Annotated in this window: 28 protein-coding genes and 1 riboswitch; of the genes, 24 read left to right on the top strand and 4 right to left on the bottom strand. The window is 60.7% G+C overall.

Features of this window, described 5'->3' with window-relative positions:
• The first annotated feature begins 114 nt into the window (after positions 1-114).
• The 22 genes from rpsJ (at position 115) to EG244_RS00110 (ending at position 11,750) form a co-directional block, all read left to right on the top strand.
• Positions 115-423 (top strand): 30S ribosomal protein S10, encoded by a 309-nt coding sequence (gene rpsJ / locus EG244_RS00005; protein ID WP_124962950.1) that lies wholly within the window; start codon positions 115-117, stop codon positions 421-423.
• Between the two features lie 14 nt (positions 424-437).
• Positions 438-1,160 carry a 50S ribosomal protein L3 gene (gene rplC / locus EG244_RS00010; protein ID WP_124962951.1) on the top strand — a complete coding sequence of 241 codons (723 nt, stop codon included), beginning with the start codon at positions 438-440 and terminating at the stop codon, positions 1,158-1,160.
• Positions 1,157-1,777: a 50S ribosomal protein L4 gene (gene rplD / locus EG244_RS00015; protein WP_124962952.1), complete on the top strand. Its 621-nt coding sequence runs from the start codon at positions 1,157-1,159 to the stop codon at positions 1,775-1,777. The genes rplC and rplD overlap by 4 nt, the downstream gene beginning before the upstream one ends.
• Complete coding sequence (locus EG244_RS00020; RefSeq protein ID WP_124962953.1) at positions 1,774-2,070, top strand: 50S ribosomal protein L23; 297 nt, start codon at positions 1,774-1,776, stop codon at positions 2,068-2,070. The genes rplD and EG244_RS00020 overlap by 4 nt, the downstream gene beginning before the upstream one ends.
• Positions 2,071-2,251: 181 nt before the next feature.
• Positions 2,252-3,091: a 50S ribosomal protein L2 gene (gene rplB, locus EG244_RS00025; protein WP_124962954.1), complete on the top strand. Its 840-nt coding sequence runs from the start codon at positions 2,252-2,254 to the stop codon at positions 3,089-3,091.
• 3 nt (positions 3,092-3,094) lie between these two features.
• On the top strand, positions 3,095-3,373 hold the full coding sequence (gene rpsS / locus EG244_RS00030) for a 30S ribosomal protein S19 (protein ID WP_124962955.1): 279 nt from the start codon (positions 3,095-3,097) through the stop codon (positions 3,371-3,373).
• Positions 3,374-3,376: 3 nt separating this feature from the next.
• Positions 3,377-3,757: a 50S ribosomal protein L22 gene (gene rplV, locus EG244_RS00035; RefSeq protein WP_124962956.1), complete on the top strand. Its 381-nt coding sequence runs from the start codon at positions 3,377-3,379 to the stop codon at positions 3,755-3,757.
• Positions 3,757-4,473 carry a 30S ribosomal protein S3 gene (rpsC, locus tag EG244_RS00040; RefSeq protein WP_124962957.1) on the top strand — a complete coding sequence of 239 codons (717 nt, stop codon included), beginning with the start codon at positions 3,757-3,759 and terminating at the stop codon, positions 4,471-4,473. The genes rplV and rpsC overlap by 1 nt, the downstream gene beginning before the upstream one ends.
• A gap of 16 nt (positions 4,474-4,489) precedes the next feature.
• Complete coding sequence (gene rplP / locus EG244_RS00045) at positions 4,490-4,903, top strand: 50S ribosomal protein L16 (protein ID WP_124962958.1); 414 nt, start codon at positions 4,490-4,492, stop codon at positions 4,901-4,903.
• Between the two features lie 311 nt (positions 4,904-5,214).
• On the top strand, positions 5,215-6,657 hold the full coding sequence (locus tag EG244_RS00050) for an NCS1 family nucleobase:cation symporter-1 (protein ID WP_124962959.1): 1,443 nt from the start codon (positions 5,215-5,217) through the stop codon (positions 6,655-6,657).
• A 281-nt stretch (positions 6,658-6,938) separates the two neighbouring features.
• Entirely contained in the window at positions 6,939-7,142 is a 204-nt protein-coding gene (gene rpmC, locus EG244_RS00055) for a 50S ribosomal protein L29 (protein WP_124962960.1), read from the top strand.
• A 10-nt stretch (positions 7,143-7,152) separates the two neighbouring features.
• Positions 7,153-7,386, top strand: a complete 234-nt coding sequence (gene rpsQ / locus EG244_RS00060) for a 30S ribosomal protein S17 (RefSeq protein WP_124962961.1) — start codon at positions 7,153-7,155, stop codon at positions 7,384-7,386.
• A gap of 96 nt (positions 7,387-7,482) precedes the next feature.
• Positions 7,483-7,851, top strand: coding sequence for a 50S ribosomal protein L14 (rplN, locus tag EG244_RS00065; RefSeq protein WP_013066055.1), 369 nt, complete (start codon positions 7,483-7,485; stop codon positions 7,849-7,851).
• 1 nt (position 7,852) lies between these two features.
• Positions 7,853-8,158 (top strand): 50S ribosomal protein L24, encoded by a 306-nt coding sequence (gene rplX / locus EG244_RS00070; protein ID WP_124962962.1) that lies wholly within the window; start codon positions 7,853-7,855, stop codon positions 8,156-8,158.
• Complete coding sequence (gene rplE, locus EG244_RS00075) at positions 8,155-8,715, top strand: 50S ribosomal protein L5 (protein WP_124962963.1); 561 nt, start codon at positions 8,155-8,157, stop codon at positions 8,713-8,715. The genes rplX and rplE overlap by 4 nt, the downstream gene beginning before the upstream one ends.
• A gap of 19 nt (positions 8,716-8,734) precedes the next feature.
• Positions 8,735-9,040, top strand: coding sequence for a 30S ribosomal protein S14 (rpsN, locus tag EG244_RS00080; RefSeq protein WP_124962964.1), 306 nt, complete (start codon positions 8,735-8,737; stop codon positions 9,038-9,040).
• A gap of 11 nt (positions 9,041-9,051) precedes the next feature.
• Entirely contained in the window at positions 9,052-9,450 is a 399-nt protein-coding gene (gene rpsH / locus EG244_RS00085; RefSeq protein ID WP_199737671.1) for a 30S ribosomal protein S8, read from the top strand.
• A gap of 10 nt (positions 9,451-9,460) precedes the next feature.
• The gene (rplF, locus tag EG244_RS00090) at positions 9,461-9,994 is read left to right on the top strand and encodes a 50S ribosomal protein L6 (RefSeq protein ID WP_124962965.1); all 534 of its coding nucleotides are present in this window, start codon (positions 9,461-9,463) and stop codon (positions 9,992-9,994) included.
• Between the two features lie 11 nt (positions 9,995-10,005).
• On the top strand, positions 10,006-10,365 hold the full coding sequence (gene rplR, locus EG244_RS00095) for a 50S ribosomal protein L18 (protein WP_124962966.1): 360 nt from the start codon (positions 10,006-10,008) through the stop codon (positions 10,363-10,365).
• A 115-nt stretch (positions 10,366-10,480) separates the two neighbouring features.
• Positions 10,481-11,041, top strand: a complete 561-nt coding sequence (gene rpsE, locus EG244_RS00100; RefSeq protein ID WP_124962967.1) for a 30S ribosomal protein S5 — start codon at positions 10,481-10,483, stop codon at positions 11,039-11,041.
• Positions 11,042-11,052: 11 nt separating this feature from the next.
• Positions 11,053-11,244 (top strand): 50S ribosomal protein L30, encoded by a 192-nt coding sequence (rpmD, locus tag EG244_RS00105; RefSeq protein ID WP_124962968.1) that lies wholly within the window; start codon positions 11,053-11,055, stop codon positions 11,242-11,244.
• 68 nt (positions 11,245-11,312) lie between these two features.
• Positions 11,313-11,750 (top strand): hypothetical protein, encoded by a 438-nt coding sequence (locus EG244_RS00110; protein WP_124962969.1) that lies wholly within the window; start codon positions 11,313-11,315, stop codon positions 11,748-11,750.
• On the opposite strand, the gene trmB is transcribed toward EG244_RS00110, so the two are convergent.
• The 4 genes from trmB to EG244_RS00130 all read right to left on the bottom strand — a co-directional run bounded on the left by trmB (position 11,741) and on the right by EG244_RS00130 (position 16,602).
• Positions 11,741-12,448 carry a tRNA (guanine(46)-N(7))-methyltransferase TrmB gene (gene trmB / locus EG244_RS00115; protein WP_124962970.1) on the bottom strand — a complete coding sequence of 236 codons (708 nt, stop codon included), beginning with the start codon at positions 12,446-12,448 and terminating at the stop codon, positions 11,741-11,743. The genes EG244_RS00110 and trmB overlap by 10 nt on opposite strands.
• A gap of 364 nt (positions 12,449-12,812) precedes the next feature.
• Positions 12,813-13,979: a methionine adenosyltransferase gene (metK, locus tag EG244_RS00120; protein ID WP_124962971.1), complete on the bottom strand. Its 1,167-nt coding sequence runs from the start codon at positions 13,977-13,979 to the stop codon at positions 12,813-12,815.
• 4 nt (positions 13,980-13,983) lie between these two features.
• Positions 13,984-14,033: riboswitch (SAM-SAH riboswitch) on the bottom strand.
• A 31-nt stretch (positions 14,034-14,064) separates the two neighbouring features.
• On the bottom strand, positions 14,065-15,579 hold the full coding sequence (gene lnt, locus EG244_RS00125; RefSeq protein ID WP_124962972.1) for an apolipoprotein N-acyltransferase: 1,515 nt from the start codon (positions 15,577-15,579) through the stop codon (positions 14,065-14,067).
• A gap of 3 nt (positions 15,580-15,582) precedes the next feature.
• The gene (locus EG244_RS00130; RefSeq protein ID WP_124962973.1) at positions 15,583-16,602 is read right to left on the bottom strand and encodes a ribose-phosphate pyrophosphokinase; all 1,020 of its coding nucleotides are present in this window, start codon (positions 16,600-16,602) and stop codon (positions 15,583-15,585) included.
• A 121-nt stretch (positions 16,603-16,723) separates the two neighbouring features.
• On the opposite strand from EG244_RS00130, the gene EG244_RS00135 reads away from it, so the two are divergent.
• Together EG244_RS00135 and EG244_RS00140 are read left to right on the top strand one after the other, a co-directional pair.
• On the top strand, positions 16,724-17,314 hold the full coding sequence (locus EG244_RS00135) for a 2-hydroxychromene-2-carboxylate isomerase (protein WP_124962974.1): 591 nt from the start codon (positions 16,724-16,726) through the stop codon (positions 17,312-17,314).
• On the top strand, positions 17,315-18,145 hold the full coding sequence (locus EG244_RS00140; RefSeq protein WP_124962975.1) for an alpha/beta fold hydrolase: 831 nt from the start codon (positions 17,315-17,317) through the stop codon (positions 18,143-18,145). It abuts the gene before it with no gap.
• Positions 18,146-18,147: the final 2 nt, after the last annotated feature.

Consider the following 18,147-nt stretch of genomic DNA (forward strand, 5'->3'; position numbering starts at 1 on the left):
CAATCCGTGAAGGCGGCCGCACCGTTGGTGCAGGCGTCGTCGCCAAGATCATCAAGTAATTGATCTTTGGAAGGGTGCGGGCATGCCCGCACCTGACCATCGAAGGGAAATCAGATGTCTGGACAAACCATCCGCATCCGGCTGAAAGCCTTCGATTACCGCGTCCTGGATGCCTCGACGCAGGAAATCGTAAACACCGCGAAACGGACTGGCGCACATGTGCGTGGCCCGATTCCGCTTCCGAACCAAATCGAAAAGTTCACGGTTCTCCGTGGGCCGCACATCGATAAAAAGTCGCGTGACCAGTGGGAAATCCGTACCCATAAGCGTCTCCTCGACATCGTAGATCCGACCCCGCAGACGGTGGACGCGCTGATGAAGCTCGACCTCGCCGCCGGCGTGGATGTCGAGATCAAAGTATAAGGGGGCAACAACAGATGCGCTCTGGTGTTATCGCCAAGAAGCTGGGCATGACCCGGCTGTTCCTGGAAGACGGCAAACAGGTTCCTGTGACCGTTCTCCAGCTCGAAAACCTGCAGGTCGTGGCACAACGCACCGCTGAGAAAGATGGCTATTCGGCCGTTCAGCTCGGCGCGGGCAATGCCAAGGCAAAACGCACGACCGCCCCGATGCGCGGCCACTTCGCGAAAGCGAATGTTGCTCCGAAGCGCAAAGTGGCCGAGTTCCGCGTGTCGGCAGACAACCTGATCGAAGTGGGCGCGGAAATCACCGCTGAACACTATCTGGCAGGTCAGTTTGTTGACATCGCCGGTGTCTCGATCGGTAAAGGCTTCCAAGGCGCTATGAAGCGTCACAACTTTGGTGGTCTTCGCGCGTCGCACGGTGTTTCGGTCTCGCACCGTTCGCACGGTTCGACCGGTCAGTGCCAGGACCCCGGTAAGGTGTTCAAAGGCAAAAAGATGGCAGGCCACATGGGCGCCGTCCGCGTGACCACGCAAAACCTGCAGGTCGTCAAGACCGATGCAGACCGTGGTCTGATCCTTGTCAAAGGTGCGGTCCCCGGCTCCAAAGGTGGTTGGGTCACGATCAAAGACGCGGTGAAGAAGCCGGCTCACGCCGATGCTCCGAAACCGGCTGCGATTCGTGCCGCTGCTGCTGCTCCGGCTGCTGAAGTTGCAGTCGAAGGGGGTGAAGCATGAAACTTGATGTGATCAAACTTGACGGCTCGAAAGCTGGCGAGATCGATCTGGACGAAGCGCTGTTCGGCCTTGAGCCGCGCGCCGACATCCTGCACCGCGTGGTCCGCTGGCAGCGTGCGAAAGCACAGGCCGGCACCCACTCGACCCTGACCCGTGGTGAAGTTTCGTACTCCACCAAGAAGATCTATCGCCAAAAAGGCACCGGTGGCGCACGTCACGGGTCGCGCAAGGCGCCGATCTTCCGTCATGGTGGTGTGGTCAAAGGTCCGACCCCGCGTTCGCACGCCCATGATCTGCCGAAGAAGTTCCGCGCTCTTGGCCTGAAGCACGCTCTGTCGGCGAAAGCCAAAGCAGGCGAGCTGGTGGTTCTTGAGGCTGCGGCTCTGTCCGCTCCGAAAACCGCAGAGCTGGCGAAAGCCAAAGAGGCTCTGGGCTGGAAGCGTACCCTGATCATCGACGGCGCGTCGATCGATGATAACTTCGCTAAAGCTGCCCGTAACCTGGAAGGCGTTGATGTCCTCCCGGGGATCGGTGCCAACGTCTACGACATCCTGAAGCGTGACGTTCTCGTCATCACCAAAGCAGGTGTCGAAGCTCTGGAGGCCCGCCTGAAATGAGCGTGAAACCGGAACAGTACGACGTCATCCGCCGTCCGATCATCACCGAAAAAGCAACCCTCGCATCGGAAAACGGTGCTGTTGTTTTCGAAGTGTCGATCGATTCCTCGAAGCCGGAAATCAAAGCGGCTGTTGAGGCGGTGTTCGGCGTGAAGGTGAAGGCGGTTAACACCACCATCACCAAAGGCAAAGTCAAACGCTTCCGCGGCCGCCCCGGCGTTCGCTCGGACGTGAAGAAAGCCTATGTGACGCTCGAAGAGGGAAACACCATCGACGTCTCCACCGGTCTCTGATATCAGATCGGCGAATCTCACGGCCCCGGGTCACCCGGGGCCGTGGCTCTTTTCGGATAAACCGAAGTTTTTCTGCCATGGCGACATGTCAGGATCGTGACGGAGCCGGAAATACAACGGGGATCTACGGAGCCCTTCACCGCAGGGATAAAATCCTGCCAGCAGACGGAAGACAGAAACCATGGCATTGAAGTCGTATAAACCGACGACGCCTGGCCAGCGCGGGCTGGTACTGATCGACCGTTCGGAGCTTTGGAAAGGTCGTCCTGTCAAAGCCCTCACTGAGGGTCTGACCAAGACGGGTGGCCGGAACAACACCGGACGTATCACGATGTGGCACAAGGGTGGCGGCGCGAAGCGTCTCTACCGTATTGTCGATTTTAAACGTCGTAAATTTGACATCGCAGCGACCGTTGAGCGGATCGAATACGACCCGAACCGGACCGCATTCATCGCACTCGTGCGTTATGAAGATGGCGAAGTTACCTATATCCTGGCACCGCAGCGTCTTGCCATCGGCGATAAAGTTATCGCTGGTGCGAAAGTCGACGTGAAGCCGGGCAACGCGATGCCCTTCTCGGGCATGCCGATCGGTACGATCGTTCACAACGTAGAACTGAAGCCCGGCAAAGGCGGCCAGCTGGCACGCGCTGCAGGTACCTATGCTCAGTTCGTCGGTCGTGACGGTGGCTACGCTCAGATCCGCCTTTCGTCGGGCGAACTGCGCATGGTCCGTCAGGAATGCATGGCCACCATCGGTGCCGTGTCGAACCCCGACAACTCGAACCAGAACTTCGGTAAAGCTGGTCGTATGCGTCACAAGGGCGTTCGCCCGACCGTTCGCGGTGTGGCGATGAACCCGATCGACCACCCGCACGGTGGTGGTGAAGGCCGGACCTCGGGTGGTCGTCACCCGGTTACGCCGTGGGGTAAGAGCACCAAGGGTGCCCGTACCCGTTCGAACAAGCAGACGGACAAGTATATCGTTCGTTCGCGTCACGCGAAGAAGAAGGGACGCTAATCCATGTCGCGCTCTGTTTGGAAAGGCCCCTTTGTCGACGCTTACGTCCTCAAGAAGGCCGAAAAAGCTCGGGATGCGGGCAAGTCGGATGTGATCAAAATCTGGTCGCGCCGCTCGACGATCCTGCCGCAATTCGTTGGTCTGACCTTTGGCGTCTACAACGGCCACAAGCACGTTCCCGTGACTGTGTCGGAAGAGATGATCGGCCAGAAGTTCGGCGAGTACTCGCCGACCCGGACCTATTACGGTCACGCGGCTGACAAAAAAGCCAAAAGGAAGTAAGCCATGGGTATGGAAAAAAATCCGCGCCGCGTGGCGGACAACGAGGCGATGGCCATCGCTCGTATGCTCAAGGTCAGCCCTCAGAAGCTGAACCTGGTGGCAGCGATGATCCGCGGTAAGAAAGTTGACAAGGCTCTGGCCGACCTCACCTTCTCGAAAAAGCGTATCGCTATCGACGTCAAGAAGTGCCTGCAGTCGGCTATTGCCAACGCTGAGAACAACCACGGCCTGGACGTGGATGATCTGATCGTTGCAGAAGCCTGGGTCGGCAAAAACATCACCCTGAAGCGTGGCCGTCCGCGTGCTCGTGGTCGCTTCGGCAAGATCATGAAGCCCTTCGCCGAGATCACGATCAAGGTGCGTCAGAAAGGGGAGACTGCGTAATGGGTCAGAAGGTCAACCCGATCGGGATGCGTCTCCAGGTCAACCGCACCTGGGACAGCCGCTGGTATGCTGACTCGAAAGAGTATGGCAACCTTCTCCTTGAAGACCTCAAGATGCGTGAGTTCATCCACGAGGAATGCAAGGCAGCCGGTATTTCGCGCGTCATCATCGAGCGTCCGCACCGTAAGTGCCGTGTGACCATTCACACTGCACGTCCGGGCGTGATCATCGGCAAAAAAGGCGCTGACATTGAGACCCTTCGCAAGAAGCTCTCGGTGTTCACTGCCTCGGAACTCCACCTGAACATCGTCGAAGTCCGCAAGCCGGAAGTTGACGCTCAGCTGGTCGCCGAATCGATCGCTCAGCAGATGGAACGCCGTGTTTCGTTCCGCCGCGCCATGAAACGCGCTGTGCAGAACGCGATGCGCATGGGTGCCCTCGGCATCCGTGTGAACGTGGCTGGCCGTCTGGGTGGTGCTGAAATCGCACGTACCGAATGGTACCGCGAAGGCCGCGTGCCGCTGCACACTCTGCGCGCCGACATCGACTACGCCCTGTCCGAATCATCGACCCCTTACGGGATCATTGGTGTGAAGGTCTGGATCTTCAAGGGCGAGATCATGGAACACGACCCGCAGGCTCGTGACCGTCGCGCTGCCGAAGGCAACGACGCTCCGGCTCCGCGTGGTCCGCGTCGCGACCGCGATCGCGGCTGATAGGGAGTAGTGAACTATGCTGCAACCGAAACGGACTAAGTTCCGCAAACAGCACAAAGGCCGCATCAAGGGCGAAGCAAAGGGCGGCTTTGAGCTGAACTTTGGCTCGTTCGCGCTGAAAGCCACCGAACCGGAGCGTGTTACCGCGCGCCAGATCGAGGCAGCCCGTCGTGCGATCACCCGCTACATGAAGCGCCAGGGTCGTGTTTGGATCCGCATTTTCCCGGACGTTCCGGTTTCGTCGAAACCGACCGAAGTTCGTATGGGTAAAGGTAAAGGCTCCGTCGACTTCTGGGCGTGCAAAGTGAAGCCGGGCCGTATCATGTTCGAAATCGACGGCGTGTCCGAAGAGATCGCACGTGAGGCTCTGCGCCTTGGCGCGATGAAGCTTCCGGTCACCTCGCGCGTCGTCGTTCGCGAAGACTGGTAAGATCTGGTCTTCGGACCAACAGAGGCCCCCGCGAAAGCGGGGGCCTTTTTCATGCGTGATCGGTGAAACCTGTCGCGACGGGCGCATTCGCCCAGGCCCGGCCCTCATGTGTCAGGGATCGGGGGGCGGCAGGCAGCTCTGCCTGTGGTGGCGCCGGATTATTCACGGTTGTTTCAAAAAGATCCTGTTTGAATTTCCGCATAATGCGTGAAGGACCTTATCGTTTATAACGATATTACCAGGTTCGGATTTTTATCTTCATTTTCGAGATCCATCTGCGGGCCGCGTGTACACATTTCTGGGAGGGAAAGATGTCATCGCTTGATCGGGCACAACATGCGCAGGGGGGCTCGGCGGATCCGGATGGAAACGCTCTGAACCCGGTAACCAAAGACCAGAAAAGCTGGGGATGGTTCGCCATTTTCAACATCTGGGCCAATGATATCCAGTCGCTCTTTGGCTATACGCTGGTGGCTTCGCTGTTCATTTCCTACGGCGTCGGTGGATGGACGGCCTTTGCGGCGCTGATCGCTGCGGCGCTGTTCGTCATGTGGATGGTGAACCTGTCGGGCGCACCGGGCGAGAAATACGGCATCCCCTATCCGGTGCTGGCGCGGGCCAGCCTTGGCACACAGGGCGGCAAGCTGCCCGCGATTTTGCGCGCCACTGTGGCGGTCTTCTGGTTCGGGGTTCAGGTCCATTTTGCCTCGACCGCGCTTTCTCTGCTGATCCGGTCTGTGACGGGGGTGCAGGATACGGCGATGATTTTCGGGATGTCCGGCGTGGACTGGCTGTCTTTCGTGCTGGTCTGGCTTTTCCATATCCTGATCTTCTGGCGCGGAATGGGCTGGGTTGAGACCTTCCTGAACATCGCCGGACCCTTTGTTTATGCGGTGATGATCGGCCTTCTGATCGTGCTGTGGAACAAATCCGACGGCCAGTTGCTCTCGGCTACGGCGACCATTTTCGCCAATCCTGAAGGGACATTCTGGACCGAATTGAAGGGCTTTGTGGCCATTGTTGGCACCATGGTGGCTTATTTCGCGGCCGTGATGATCAATTTCTCTGACTTCTCGCGCTATGCCAAAGACAAGCCGACGATGATCAAAGGCAATCTGACCGGTCTGCCGCTGAACATGATCCTGTTCTCTGCGCTGGCATTGCTGACGACGGGCGGCGCGGCGGTGGTTTATGGTGAGGCGCTGGTGAACCCGACCGAGATCGTTGAGCGGACCGACAGCGTGCTGCTGAGTGTGGTGGCGGCGATCACCTTCTTTGCGGCGACCGTCGGGATTAACCTCGTGGCGAACTTCATCCCGGCTGTGAACGGAATCGCAAGCCTGGCGCCCGAGCGAATCGGCTTTCGCAAGGCCGGTCTGATCACCTCAGGCTTCGCGCTGGTTATCGGCGGCTTCTGGACCGGCTTTATCAGCAACTTCGGGATTGGGGGTTTCGTGAACACCCTCGGTGCAACCCTGGCGCCGCTTTTTGGCATCATGATCGTGGATTACTATGTCCACCGCCGTCAGCACCTCAATCTTGCGGATCTCTATGATATGGAGCGCGGGCGCTATCACTATGAGAATGGCTGGAACAGCGCCGCTGTGAAAGCCTTTGTGATCGCGGCGATCTTCTCGGTCCTGACCGTCTGGGTGCCGTGGTTCAGCTTCCTGTCGGGCTATAACTGGGTCATCGGGGCCGTGCTGGGCGGCGTGCTGATGCATGCTTTCACCCGGCAGCCGGTGCGGGCCTGACCGCAACGGCCGGGGAAGGTTCCTGGCCGTTCTGCAGGCGGTGCAGAAGACTTCGGTCTGTCTTTCGCCAGGTGGCGGCGGGCAGGCAGCCGCCGAACGGCCTTTAAAATAAGGCGATTTCGAAACTATCTCTTGCCACTGCCCCCGCTTGGGCCTATTGAGGCACATCGCACGATTCCCTACGTGGGGAGTCGTGCGTGATTTTTTTGATCCACCAGATTAAAGGTCACCCTGAAATAAGCCGCAGGGGCCCTCTGGTGTATATGAAAAGGAAAAGGCGAATGAGCGCCCAGGAACTTCGGTCCAAGACCCCGGACCAGCTTCGCGACGAACTGGTCGCCCTGAAAAAGGAAGCGTTTAACCTGCGCTTCCGTCAGGCAACCAACCAGCTTGATAACACTGCTCGTATGCGCTCCGTGCGTCGCGATGTTGCGCGTATCAAGACCGTTCTGACCGAAATGGCCGCGCAAGCGGCAGCGAACTGAGGGAAGCCAGATGCCCCGTCGTATTCTTCAAGGCACCGTGACCTCGGACAAAAACGAACAGACCATTACGGTTCTGGTCGAGCGTCGTTTCAAGCACCCGCTGCTGCAAAAGACCGTTCGTAAGTCGAAAAAATACCGCGCTCACGATGCGGATAACCAATTCAAGATTGGTGACAGCGTTCGCATCGTCGAATGTGCACCGATCTCGAAAACGAAGCGCTGGACGGTGGTGACGGAGGCCTGAGCACCCGCTCAAGCCTCCCTCATCGCTTCAGTTCTTCACTGAGCGAAACCCCGGGGCAGTGATGATCAGCTGTCTCCGAAGGTCGGGAGAAACCAAATGATCCAGATGCAGACCAATCTGGATGTAGCTGACAACTCCGGCGCACGCCGAGTTCAGTGCATCAAGGTTCTGGGCGGCTCGCATCGCCGCTACGCATCCGTGGGCGACATCATCGTGGTGTCGGTCAAGGAGGCGATTCCTAAGGGTCGCGTTAAGAAAGGTGACGTCCGTAAGGCTGTCGTCGTTCGCACCGCGAAAGAAGTTCGTCGTGAAGATGGCACCGCCATCCGTTTCGACCGCAATGCTGCTGTCATCCTGAACAACCAGGGTGAACCGGTCGGTACCCGTATTTTCGGGCCGGTCGTTCGTGAGCTTCGCGCGAAGAACTTCATGAAGATCATCTCGCTGGCGCCGGAGGTGCTGTGATATGGCTGCTAAGCTGAAAAAAGGCGACAAAGTTGTCGTTCTCACCGGCAAAGACAAAGGCAAACAGGGCGAAATCGCTTCTGTGAACCCGTCGGCGAACAAAGCTGTTGTCGAAGGCGTTAACACCGCCATCCGTCACACCCGTCAGTCGCAGACCTCGCAGGGCGGCCGCATCGCGAAATCGATGCCGATCGATCTGTCGAACCTCGCGCTGCTGGACGCAAACGGTAAAGCAACCCGCGTTGGCTTCCGCATGGAAGGCGACAAAAAGGTTCGCTTCGCCAAGACCACCGGGGATGCGATCTGATGACCGATGCAACCTACACCCCGCGCCTGAAGGCTCTCTATGCGACCAGCGTCAAAGCTGCTCTCAAAGAAGAATTCGGCTACACCAACGTGATGCAACTCCCGAAGCTCGACAAAATCGTGCTGAACATGGGCGTTGGCGAAGCGGTTAAAGACACCAAGAAGGTCAAACAGGCCTCCGAGGAACTGTCGAAAATCGCAGGTCAGAAAGCAGTCGTCACTCACGCGAAAAAGTCGATCGCCGGCTTCCGCGTCCGTGAAGAAATGCCGCTGGGGACGAAAGTGACCCTGCGCGGTGACCGTATGTACGAATTCCTGGACCGTCTGATCAACGTCGCGCTTCCGCGCGTCCGCGACTTCCGCGGCGTGAAAGGCACCTCGTTCGACGGCCGTGGCAACTACGCCATGGGTCTGAAAGAGCACATCGTGTTCCCGGAGATCGATTTCGACAAAGTCGACGAGATCCTCGGCATGGACATCATCATCTGCACCACCGCCAAGACCGACGCGGAAGCCAAGGCGCTGTTGAAGCAATTCAACATGCCCTTCATGGCCTGATCGCGGGAGGACATCACATATGGCAAAAGTATCCATGGTCGAACGCGAGAAAAAGCGCGCGAAGCTGGTGGCCCAATACGCCACCAAGCGTGCTGCTCTCAAAGAGATCATCAAGGACGAGTCGAAGCCGATGGAAGAGCGTTTCGGCGCTTCCCTGAAGCTCGCTGCTCTGCCGCGCAACTCGTCGGCCACCCGGCTGCACAACCGTTGCCAGCTGACCGGCCGTCCCCACGCTTACTACCGTAAGCTTAAACTTTCGCGGATCATGCTGCGTGACCTGGCCTCCTTCGGTCAGATCCCGGGCATGGTTAAGTCGAGCTGGTAAGGAGTCGGACAATGTCTATGAACGATCCGCTCGGCGATATGCTGACCCGTATCCGCAACGCACAGATGCGTGGCAAGTCGACTGTGTCGACCCCGGCCTCGAAACTGCGCGCCTGGGTTCTCGATGTTCTGGCTTCGGAAGGTTATATCCGCGGCTATGAAGCAACCACTGGTAAAGATGGCCATCCGGCTCTCGAAATCAGCCTGAAATACTTCGAAGGCACCGCCGTGATCCGTGAGATCAAGCGCGTCTCGAAGCCGGGCCGCCGCGTTTACGCCGGCGCACAGGAACTGCCTTCGGTCCGTAACGGCCTTGGCATTGCTGTGATTTCGACCCCGAAAGGCGTCCTGACCGATGCAAATGCACGCGCAGCCAATGTTGGCGGCGAAGTGCTTTGCACCGTGTTCTGAGGAGGTTTCCATGTCTCGTATTGGCAAGAAGCCCGTCGAACTGGTGAAGGGCGTCTCGGCGACCCTTTCCGGTCAGACCATCGAAGTGAAGGGCCCGAAAGGGACCCGTTCCTTCACCGCTCCGGACGACGTTACCCTGATTCTCGAAGAGAACTCGGTCACCGTCAAACCGCGCGGCCTGTCGAAGCGTGCACGTTCCATGTGGGGCATGTCGCGTTCGATGGTAGCGAACCTTGTGACCGGCGTTTCGACCGGCTTCAAGAAAGAGCTGGAAATCCAGGGCGTTGGTTATCGTGCCGCCGCTCAGGGCACCGGTCTGAAGCTGTCGCTTGGCTATAGCCACGACGTGAACTTCGTTCCGCCGGCAGACGTCACCGTCGTTGCTCCGAAGCAAACCGAAATCGTTGTCGAAGGTATCGACGCGCAGAAGGTTGGCCAGGTTGCCGCGAACATCCGTGAGTGGAAAAAGCCCGAGCCCTATAAAGGCAAAGGCATCCGCTACAAGGGCGAGTATGTCTTCCGCAAAGAAGGCAAGAAGAAGTAAGGGCTGCGAAAATGGCGAACACGAAAAGAGAGCTGTTCATCAAACGCCGCCTGCGCGTTCGGAACAAGCTGCGGAAAATGTCGGCTGGCCGTCTGCGTCTGTCGGTGCACCGTTCCAACAAGAACATCAGCGTTCAGCTGATCGACGACGCGAACGGCGTGACCGTTGCAGCGGCGTCGACCTACGAAGGCGCTCTGGGTTTTGTTGGCAAGAACAACATCGAAGCAGCTACCAAAATCGGTGCTGTTATCGCTGAGCGGGCTAAAGTTGCCGGTATCGAAGAGTGCTACTTCGACCGCGGCGGCTTCCTCTTCCACGGTAAAGTGAAGGCCCTGGCCGACGCTGCCCGTGAAGGTGGCCTGAAGTTCTGATCAGGCGGAGGGGGCTTTGGCTCCCTCCCGATGATCCGGGAGTGGCCCTTCGGGGCCCTCACCTGGATTGGATTTACGTGGCATCTTCGGATGCCAATTCGAAAAGGACTGTCTTATGGCAGAACGTGAGAACCGCCGGGATCGTCGCGACCAGCGCGAAGAGACTCCGGAATTCGCAGATCGCCTCGTAGCGATCAACCGCGTCTCGAAAACCGTTAAAGGCGGCAAGCGCTTTGGTTTCGCAGCCCTCGTTGTTGTCGGCGACCAGCGCGGTCGTGTCGGCTTCGGCAAAGGCAAAGCGAAAGAAGTGCCTGAGGCGATCCGTAAAGCAACCGAGCAGGCAAAACGCTCGATGATCCGTGTGGCGCTGAAAGATGCCCGCACCCTGCACCATGACGTCGAAGGTCGTCACGGCGCTGGTAAGGTCGTCATGCGGACCGCCGTTCCGGGTACCGGTATCATCGCAGGCGGCCCGATGCGCGCTGTCTTCGAAATGCTCGGCGTGCAGGACGTTGTTGCGAAGTCGCTCGGCTCGCAGAACCCCTACAACATGATCCGTGCGACCATCGACGGTCTGAAACAGGAAGCCTCGCCCCGTTCGGTGGCAGCGCGTCGCGGCAAAAAAGTCGCTGACATCCTGAAGAAAGACGGCGAAGTCGCTGCGGCTGAAGCGTAAGGATCTGAACGATGACCAAAAAAACCATCGTTGTTCAGCAGATTGCCTCGCCTGCTCGCCGTCCGGCGATCCAGGGCGCAACCCTGCGTGGCCTCGGCCTGAACAAAGTGCGCGCCACCCGTGAACTCGAAGATACCCCTTCGGTCCGCGGCATGGTCAACAAGATCCCGCACCTTGCAAAAATCATCGAAGAGCGCGGCTGATTTCAGCCCCTCATTCTGATAGGAAAGGCCCCGGAGAGATCCGGGGCTTTTTCCGTTTGAGGGGGGTGATGCGGGTAACGGCTGTGGTGGTGGCCTTTGCGCTGTCGGGGATCGCCTCAGCGGGCCTGGCCTTCAGCCCTGCGGAACTGGTGCTCTGGTCGGGCCAGCCCTTTGAGGCGCGTGTCGTCGATGCCTTGACCGGCCCGGGCGCGCAGAGCAGCTTTCTGATCGTCCGATCCCCCTCGGGCACCATGGTGGCAGTCGGCAATCTGGACTGCGGCGCCTCCTGGCTTGCGGATTTCACCGGCGATCTGCCGGATCTGCAGATGCAGGAGGGGCGCCTGGTTACCGGTGGCTGTGAGGGCCGCGGCGAACCTGAGGCGGCTGCGGCCTATCTCAGCACTCTGGCGCAGGTGCGCCATTTTCAGGAAACCGGCGCGCGTTTTGAATTGTTGGACGCGGCGGGGACGCCGCGCCTGGTCTTGCAGCGCCTGTCTCAGCCGTGACGGCGGAAGGTCAGATAATGCGGATCACGGCCTTCGCGCAGGGCCTTTTGCTCATAGCGGGTTGAGATCCAGTCGTCCCAGGCCTCATTCAGCCCTGCCTGCTTTTCAAGCGTGAAGCCTGCAGGCGGCACTTCTTCCAGGGTCTGGCGCACGTAATCCGGGATATCGGTCGCCACGCGGAATTCCGCGCCCGGTTTGGTCACCCGCGCAAGCTCGTTCAGATAATCCGGCGTCACAAAGCGGCGGCGGTGGTGGCGGGCTTTCGGCCAGGGGTCGGGGTAGTTCAGGAAGACTTTGTCGAAGACATTATCCGGCAGCACGTCAAAGAGATCGCGCACATCGGCCGGATGGATGGTCAGATTGGTGACCCCTGCCGCGCGGATTTTGCCCAGCAGCATGGCGACGCCATTCACAAAGGGCTCACAGCCGATGATGCGGATGCCGGGATATTTCGCGGCCATATGCACCAGATGCTCGCCGCCGCCAAAGCCGACTTCCAGCCAGAAGGGGCCGGTGCCGGGAAAGAGCGTCTCAAGGTCGATCTTTTCGCGGGCCGGATTCTCGGCAGCGGTGATGCCCTTCAGGCGCAGCACGTTGAGATCTTCGGCCAGATAGGTCTTCTGCGAGGCGCGCAGCGTTTTACCATGGGCGCGGCCATAGAAGTTGCGGCGGGCAGGCGTCTGGGTCTCTTCGGTCATTCTGGCTCTCCGGCGGGGTCCGGGGGAGGTAATCAGCCCGGTCGCCGGGGTCAAGGGAGAGCCGGGTCGCAGGGCGGTTCCTCAGGTGCTTTAAGCGCGAAGCGGGGGGCTGCGGGGCGGTATGGCGCTGAAGCCGATCTGGTGAACTCTCTTCAGACACGACGGTGCGAGCGGGTCTGGTGAGCCGCCTCTATACGGATTTGGCTTCTCACAGTCGCTGCTGCCCGAAGGCAGGGCCTGCAGGGCTGCCGGAAAGGGCGAAGATGCTGCGGGCGATTCCCCCCTCAGGCTTTGCCGGAGGCCGCGTTGCAGGCGCTTCCGTAAAACAAAGGCCCCCTGCGGGAGGGGGCCTTTTGAAGTCGGATCAGACTGCTTTTTTCAGCGCTTCGATCAGATCAGTGCGCTCCCATGAGAAGCCGCCATCGGCCTGGGGCTCGCGGCCGAAGTGGCCATAGGCTGCCGTGCGCTCATAGATCGGCTTGTTGAGGCCGAGATGGGTGCGGATGCCGCGCGGGGTCAGATCGAGCACCTTCGGGATCGCCAGCTCGATGACCTGGTCCGGCACAAGGCCGGTGCCATGGGTGTCGACATAGATCGACTGCGGCTCTGCCACGCCGATGGCATAGGCCACCTGCACGGTGCAGCGCTTGGCCAGACCGGCTGCCACCACGTTCTTCGCCAGATAGCGCGCGGCATAGGCGGCCGAACGGTCGACCTTGGTCGGATCTTTGCCCGAGAAAGCACCGCCGCCGTGGGGCGCGGCACCGCCATAGGTGTCGACGATGATCTTACGACCGGTCAGACCTGCGTCGCCATCCGGGCCACCGATCACGAAGGTGCCGGTCGGGTTTACGTGCCAGACGGTCTTCGGGGTGATCCACTCAGCGGGCAGCACTTCGCGGATATAGGGCTCCACAATCGCGCGGATCGCCGCCGAATCCTGGGCCTCATCAGCGTGCTGATGCGACAGCACGATCGAGGTCACCTCAACCGGACGGCCATTTTCATAGCGCACCGAGAGCTGGCTTTTGGCATCCGGGCGCAGGCTCGGCTCAACACCCGATTTGCGCACCTCAGCCAGACGGCGCAGGATCGCATGGGCATATTGGATCGGCGCGGGCATCAGCTCCGGGGTTTCATCCACGGCATAGCCGAACATGATACCCTGATCGCCTGCACCGTCCCGGTCCACCCCTTGGGCGATATGGGCCGATTGTTCGTGCAGGAAATTCATGACCTTGCAGGTGTTCCAGTGGAACTTGTCCTGCTCATAGCCGATGTCGCGGATGCAGTCGCGGGCGATCTGCGGCACGCGTCCCATGAAGTCATGGAGCCGGTCCACATCAGAGAGCCCGACCTCACCGCCGATCACGACGAGGGACGAGGTCGCGAATGTCTCGCAGGCCACGCGGGCATTGGACTCTTCGCGCAGGAAGGCGTCGAGGATCGAATCCGAGATCCGGTCGCAGACCTTATCCGGATGACCTTCCGAGACGGACTCGGAAGTGAAGACGTAGTTGTCGCGGGACATTCAGTGCTCCATTGAAAACAAGGCCGTCACGCCAGGAAGCCGTTGTGACGGTAAGAGGTCGCAGTAGTGCTTTGGCCCTGTCGGGTCAATGATTGAAGGCGCGTCTGGTGAAAATCAACAGCATTGCGGCGAAGCACCACAGCAGGACCGGGGCCGAGGGGCCGATCCGGCTGTAAAGTGTGGGCGGCAGGGCTGCGGGCAGGGCGTGGTCAATGATGCCCTGCTGTTTCATCCCCAGTTCGGCCAGAATCCCGCCGCGCGGATCGATGACCGCAGAGATCCCGGTATTGGCCACCCGCATCATCGGCAGGCCGCTTTCAATGGCGCGCAGCCGTGCGATTCCAAGGTGCTGGAAGGGGCCGGATTTCAGTCCGAACCAGGCGTCATTGGTGATCTGCAACAGCCAGTCGGGCCGCGCGGTGGCGCGCTGAAACCAGGGGAAGACCGCCTCATAGCAGATCAGCGGCTGGAAGGTGCCAAGTGCACCGCCCATGGAGATCAGTTCAGGCGCAGGCCCTGCGGAATAGCCATAGCCTGCGGCGGGCGAGAAGGAGAAGACCCCCAGCCAGTCCGCCACCAGGTCGCCGCCGGGGATATATTCGCCAAAGGGCACGAGCTGGTGTTTGTCATAGACCGCCCGGATCTCAGCCGTGCCGTCGTCTTTGGGGCCAAGCAGGGCAAGCGAGTTGTAAAACCGCAACCCCTCTTCGCGCTGAATGCCAAGGGCGACCGGAATGCCTCCCGTGGCTTCCAGGATCACATCCAGCGCGCTGCCCGGATCATTCAGCAGCACCGGCACCGAGGTTTCCGGCCAGACGATCAGATCCGGCAGACCGGCCTCACCTGGTGCTGCGGCGCTCAGGTCCAGATGGCGCTCAAAGAACATCCGCGCATAATCGGGGTGCCATTTCAGCGCCTGATCGGCATCGGGCTGCACCAGCCGGATCACCGCATCGCGTGCGGGCGGCAGCGGCTCTGCAAGCCGCCAGTGGCCAAAGCCCCAGGCCACGCCCAGCAGCACCAGAGCCACAGCGAGGCCCCGGGCGCGGTACAGCACCGGAAGCGCTGCAAGGCTGAGTGTCAGCAGCGTCAGCCCGCCCGCCCCGGCGAGCGAGGCCAGCTGCGCCGGCGCAAAGCCGATCCAGATATGGCCCGGAAGCGCCCAGGGGAAACCGGTGAAAATGAGGCCGCGCAAAGCCTCACAGGCCGCCAGCATCAGGGCCATGGCCCCGGCGGCAGGCATGAAGCGGCGCAACGGGGCCGAAAGCGCCCCGGCTCCGGCCCAGAAGAGGCCAAGGCCCGTCGCCATGAAGGCCAGCGCGAAGGGCGCCATCCAGGCGTCGCGTTCGGCCTCAACCTGGAACGGTTCGGTAATCCAGTTCAGCGTCAGAAGGAAATAAGCGCTGCCCGAAAGCCAGGCGCGCAGGGCGGCCGCTTTGGCCGTGGGCGCACGGCCTGCGTTCCACAAAAGTGCTGCAAAGCCCAAAAGGGACAGCGACCAGAGCGACCAGGGGATCTGCCCCAGCCCCGCCGCAGCCCCTGCGAGAAGGGCGACCAGAAGGCCGCCCCTGTCGAGTTTGGAAAGAAGGGTCCGCGCCATGCCTCAGCCGCGCGGGTAGAAGCCTTCGTAGATCGGCTGCAGCGTCTCGGTCTCAAAGAGCGAGGAGACCGAATTGCCGTTCCAGATGTTCAGGATCGCCTGAGCAAAGATCGGTGCGGTCGGCACGATGCGGATGTTATGCGCGGCTTTGACGGCAGCGGTCGGCTCGATGGTATCGGTGATGACCAGCGATTTCATCACCGATTTGGTCACACGCTCAACAGCCGGACCCGAGAGAACGCCGTGGGTGATATAGGCATGCACTTCGGCCGCGCCTTTTTCCATCAGCAGTTCAGCCGCTTTGCACAGGGTGCCGGCGGTGTCGCAGATATCGTCGACGATGATACAGGTCTGACCCTCGACATCCCCGATCACGGTCATCTCTGCGATCTCACCGGCTTTCTCGCGGCGCTTGTCGACGATGGCCAGCGCGCAGCCGAGGCGCTTTGCCAGATCGCGGGCACGGGCCACGCCGCCAACGTCCGGCGAGACGATGGTGACATTGTCCAGACGGCCGCGGAAGTGATGCTCAACATCCATCGCAAAGACCGGCGCGGCATAGAGGTTGTCGACCGGAATATCGAAGAAGCCCTGGATCTGTGCGGCATGCAGATCCATGGTCAGCACGCGCTCAACACCGGCTTCGGTCAGCAGGTTTGCGATCAGCTTGGCCGAGATCGGGGTCCGGGCCTTTGCGCGGCGGTCCTGACGGGCATAGCCGAAATAGGGGATCACGGCGGTGATGCGCTGCGCCGAGGAGCGACGCAGGGCGTCGGTCATGATCAGCAGTTCCATCAGGTGATCATTCGCCGGGTTCGAAGTCGGCTGGATAATGAACATGTCTTCGCCACGCACATTGTCGTAGACTTCGACATAGACTTCCTGGTCGTTGAAACGCTCAATGCGCGCGTTCAGCAGGTCCACCTGCATGCCGCGATGCATCGACATCCGGCGCGCGATCGACTGCGCCAGAGTTTTGTTGGCATTGCCGGCAATCAGTTTGGGTTCAGTCATGACGGGCATGGCGGGGTCCTTGGGCTGCAGTCCCGGCGGGCATGGCGGGAGGGATTCGAACATTGACTCCGCTTATCACCCGACTAGGGTCTTGCGAAAGCCCGGGCCTGGACAGAAAGCGGTAAGGATCATGCAGATCGACTATTATTTTACGCCAATGTCACCCTGGTGCTACCTTGCCGGAACCCGTCTGGAAGAACTGGCTGCCCGCCATGGTGCCAGTCTGCGCTATATCCCGGTTGATCCCTCAGCACTTTTTCCCCGCACGGGTGGAAAAATGCTCGCAGAGCGCCATCCGGCGCGCCAGGCTTACCGTCTGCAGGATCTGCGACGCACAGCCGCACGGGAAAATATGGCCCTGGTGCTGCATCCGGCGCATTTTCCGACCAATCCGGCCCCGGCCTCCTATGCGATCATCGCAGCGGCGAAGGCAGGCGGCGATGTCGGCGGCCTTGTGCAGAGCTTTCTGCGCGCCTGCTGGGCCGAAGAGCGCAATATCGCCGAGGATGAGGTGATCCGCGACCTGCTGGCCCGTCACGGCTTTGATCCCGATCTGGCCGACAAAGGCCTCTGGACCGGCGCCGAGACCTATGAGCGCAATCTTGAGCAGGCGGTGGCTGCGGGCGTCTTTGGCTTTCCCTTCTATATCGTCGGGGACGAGATGTTCTGGGGCCAGGACCGTCTGTCGGATCTCGACCGGCATCTGAGCGGATTGAAGTGAATGACTGAGACCCTGACTTCCGCGGCGGTGAAGCTGCCGCATCTGCGCCATTTTGGCAAAGGCCCGCGTCAGATCCTGGCGCTGCACTGCTCGCTGGCGCATGGCGGCGTCTGGCAGCCCATGGCGGAAGAGCTGGGGCTGGCTGAGGTCAGCCTGACCGCCCCCGATATGCCCGGCCACGGCCGCAGTCCGCATTGGCGGCCCGGCTCGATGCATGATCTGGCGCGCGACTGGGCGGTGGATCTGCTGGAAAAGATCGGCGGCGGCGCGCCGGTTGATCTCTTTGGCCATTCCTTTGGCGGCACGGTGGCGCTGCGCGTCACGCTGGAGCGCCCGGATCTGGTGCGCAGCCTGACGCTCTTTGAGCCGGTGCTTTTCGCTGTGGCGCTGGCGGATGGCAGTGCCGAGGCCCAGGACTGGGCCGCGAAAGAGCAGGCCTTTGAAGCGCGGCTGGCCGCAGGCGATCGCGAAGGCGCTGCTGAGTGGTTCCAGACCCTCTGGGGCACGGGGGTGCCGCTCTCGCGGATGCCGGCTTCTCAGCGGGCCTATATTGTCGACCGGATCGATGCGATTCCGGCCGCGGCGGATGTGGTGCGCGATGACCGTGTCGGGATGCTGCAGCCGGGGCGTCTGCAAAGCATTCCGGTGCCGGTTCTGCTGGCCGAAGGGGGCAATTCTCCCGCTGTGATCCGCGCGATCTCAGAGGGGCTGTCGCGGCGCATCCCGCAGGCGCAGCGTCTGGTTCAGGAGGGGGCGGGGCATATGCTGCCGATCACCCACGCGGGGCAGATGGCCGCGCAGATCCGCGCCCATCTGGGGCTGGAGGGCTGAGC

The sequence above is a fragment of the Falsigemmobacter faecalis genome (assembly GCF_003863335.1).
Classification (GTDB): Bacteria; Pseudomonadota; Alphaproteobacteria; order Rhodobacterales; family Rhodobacteraceae; genus Wagnerdoeblera; species Wagnerdoeblera faecalis.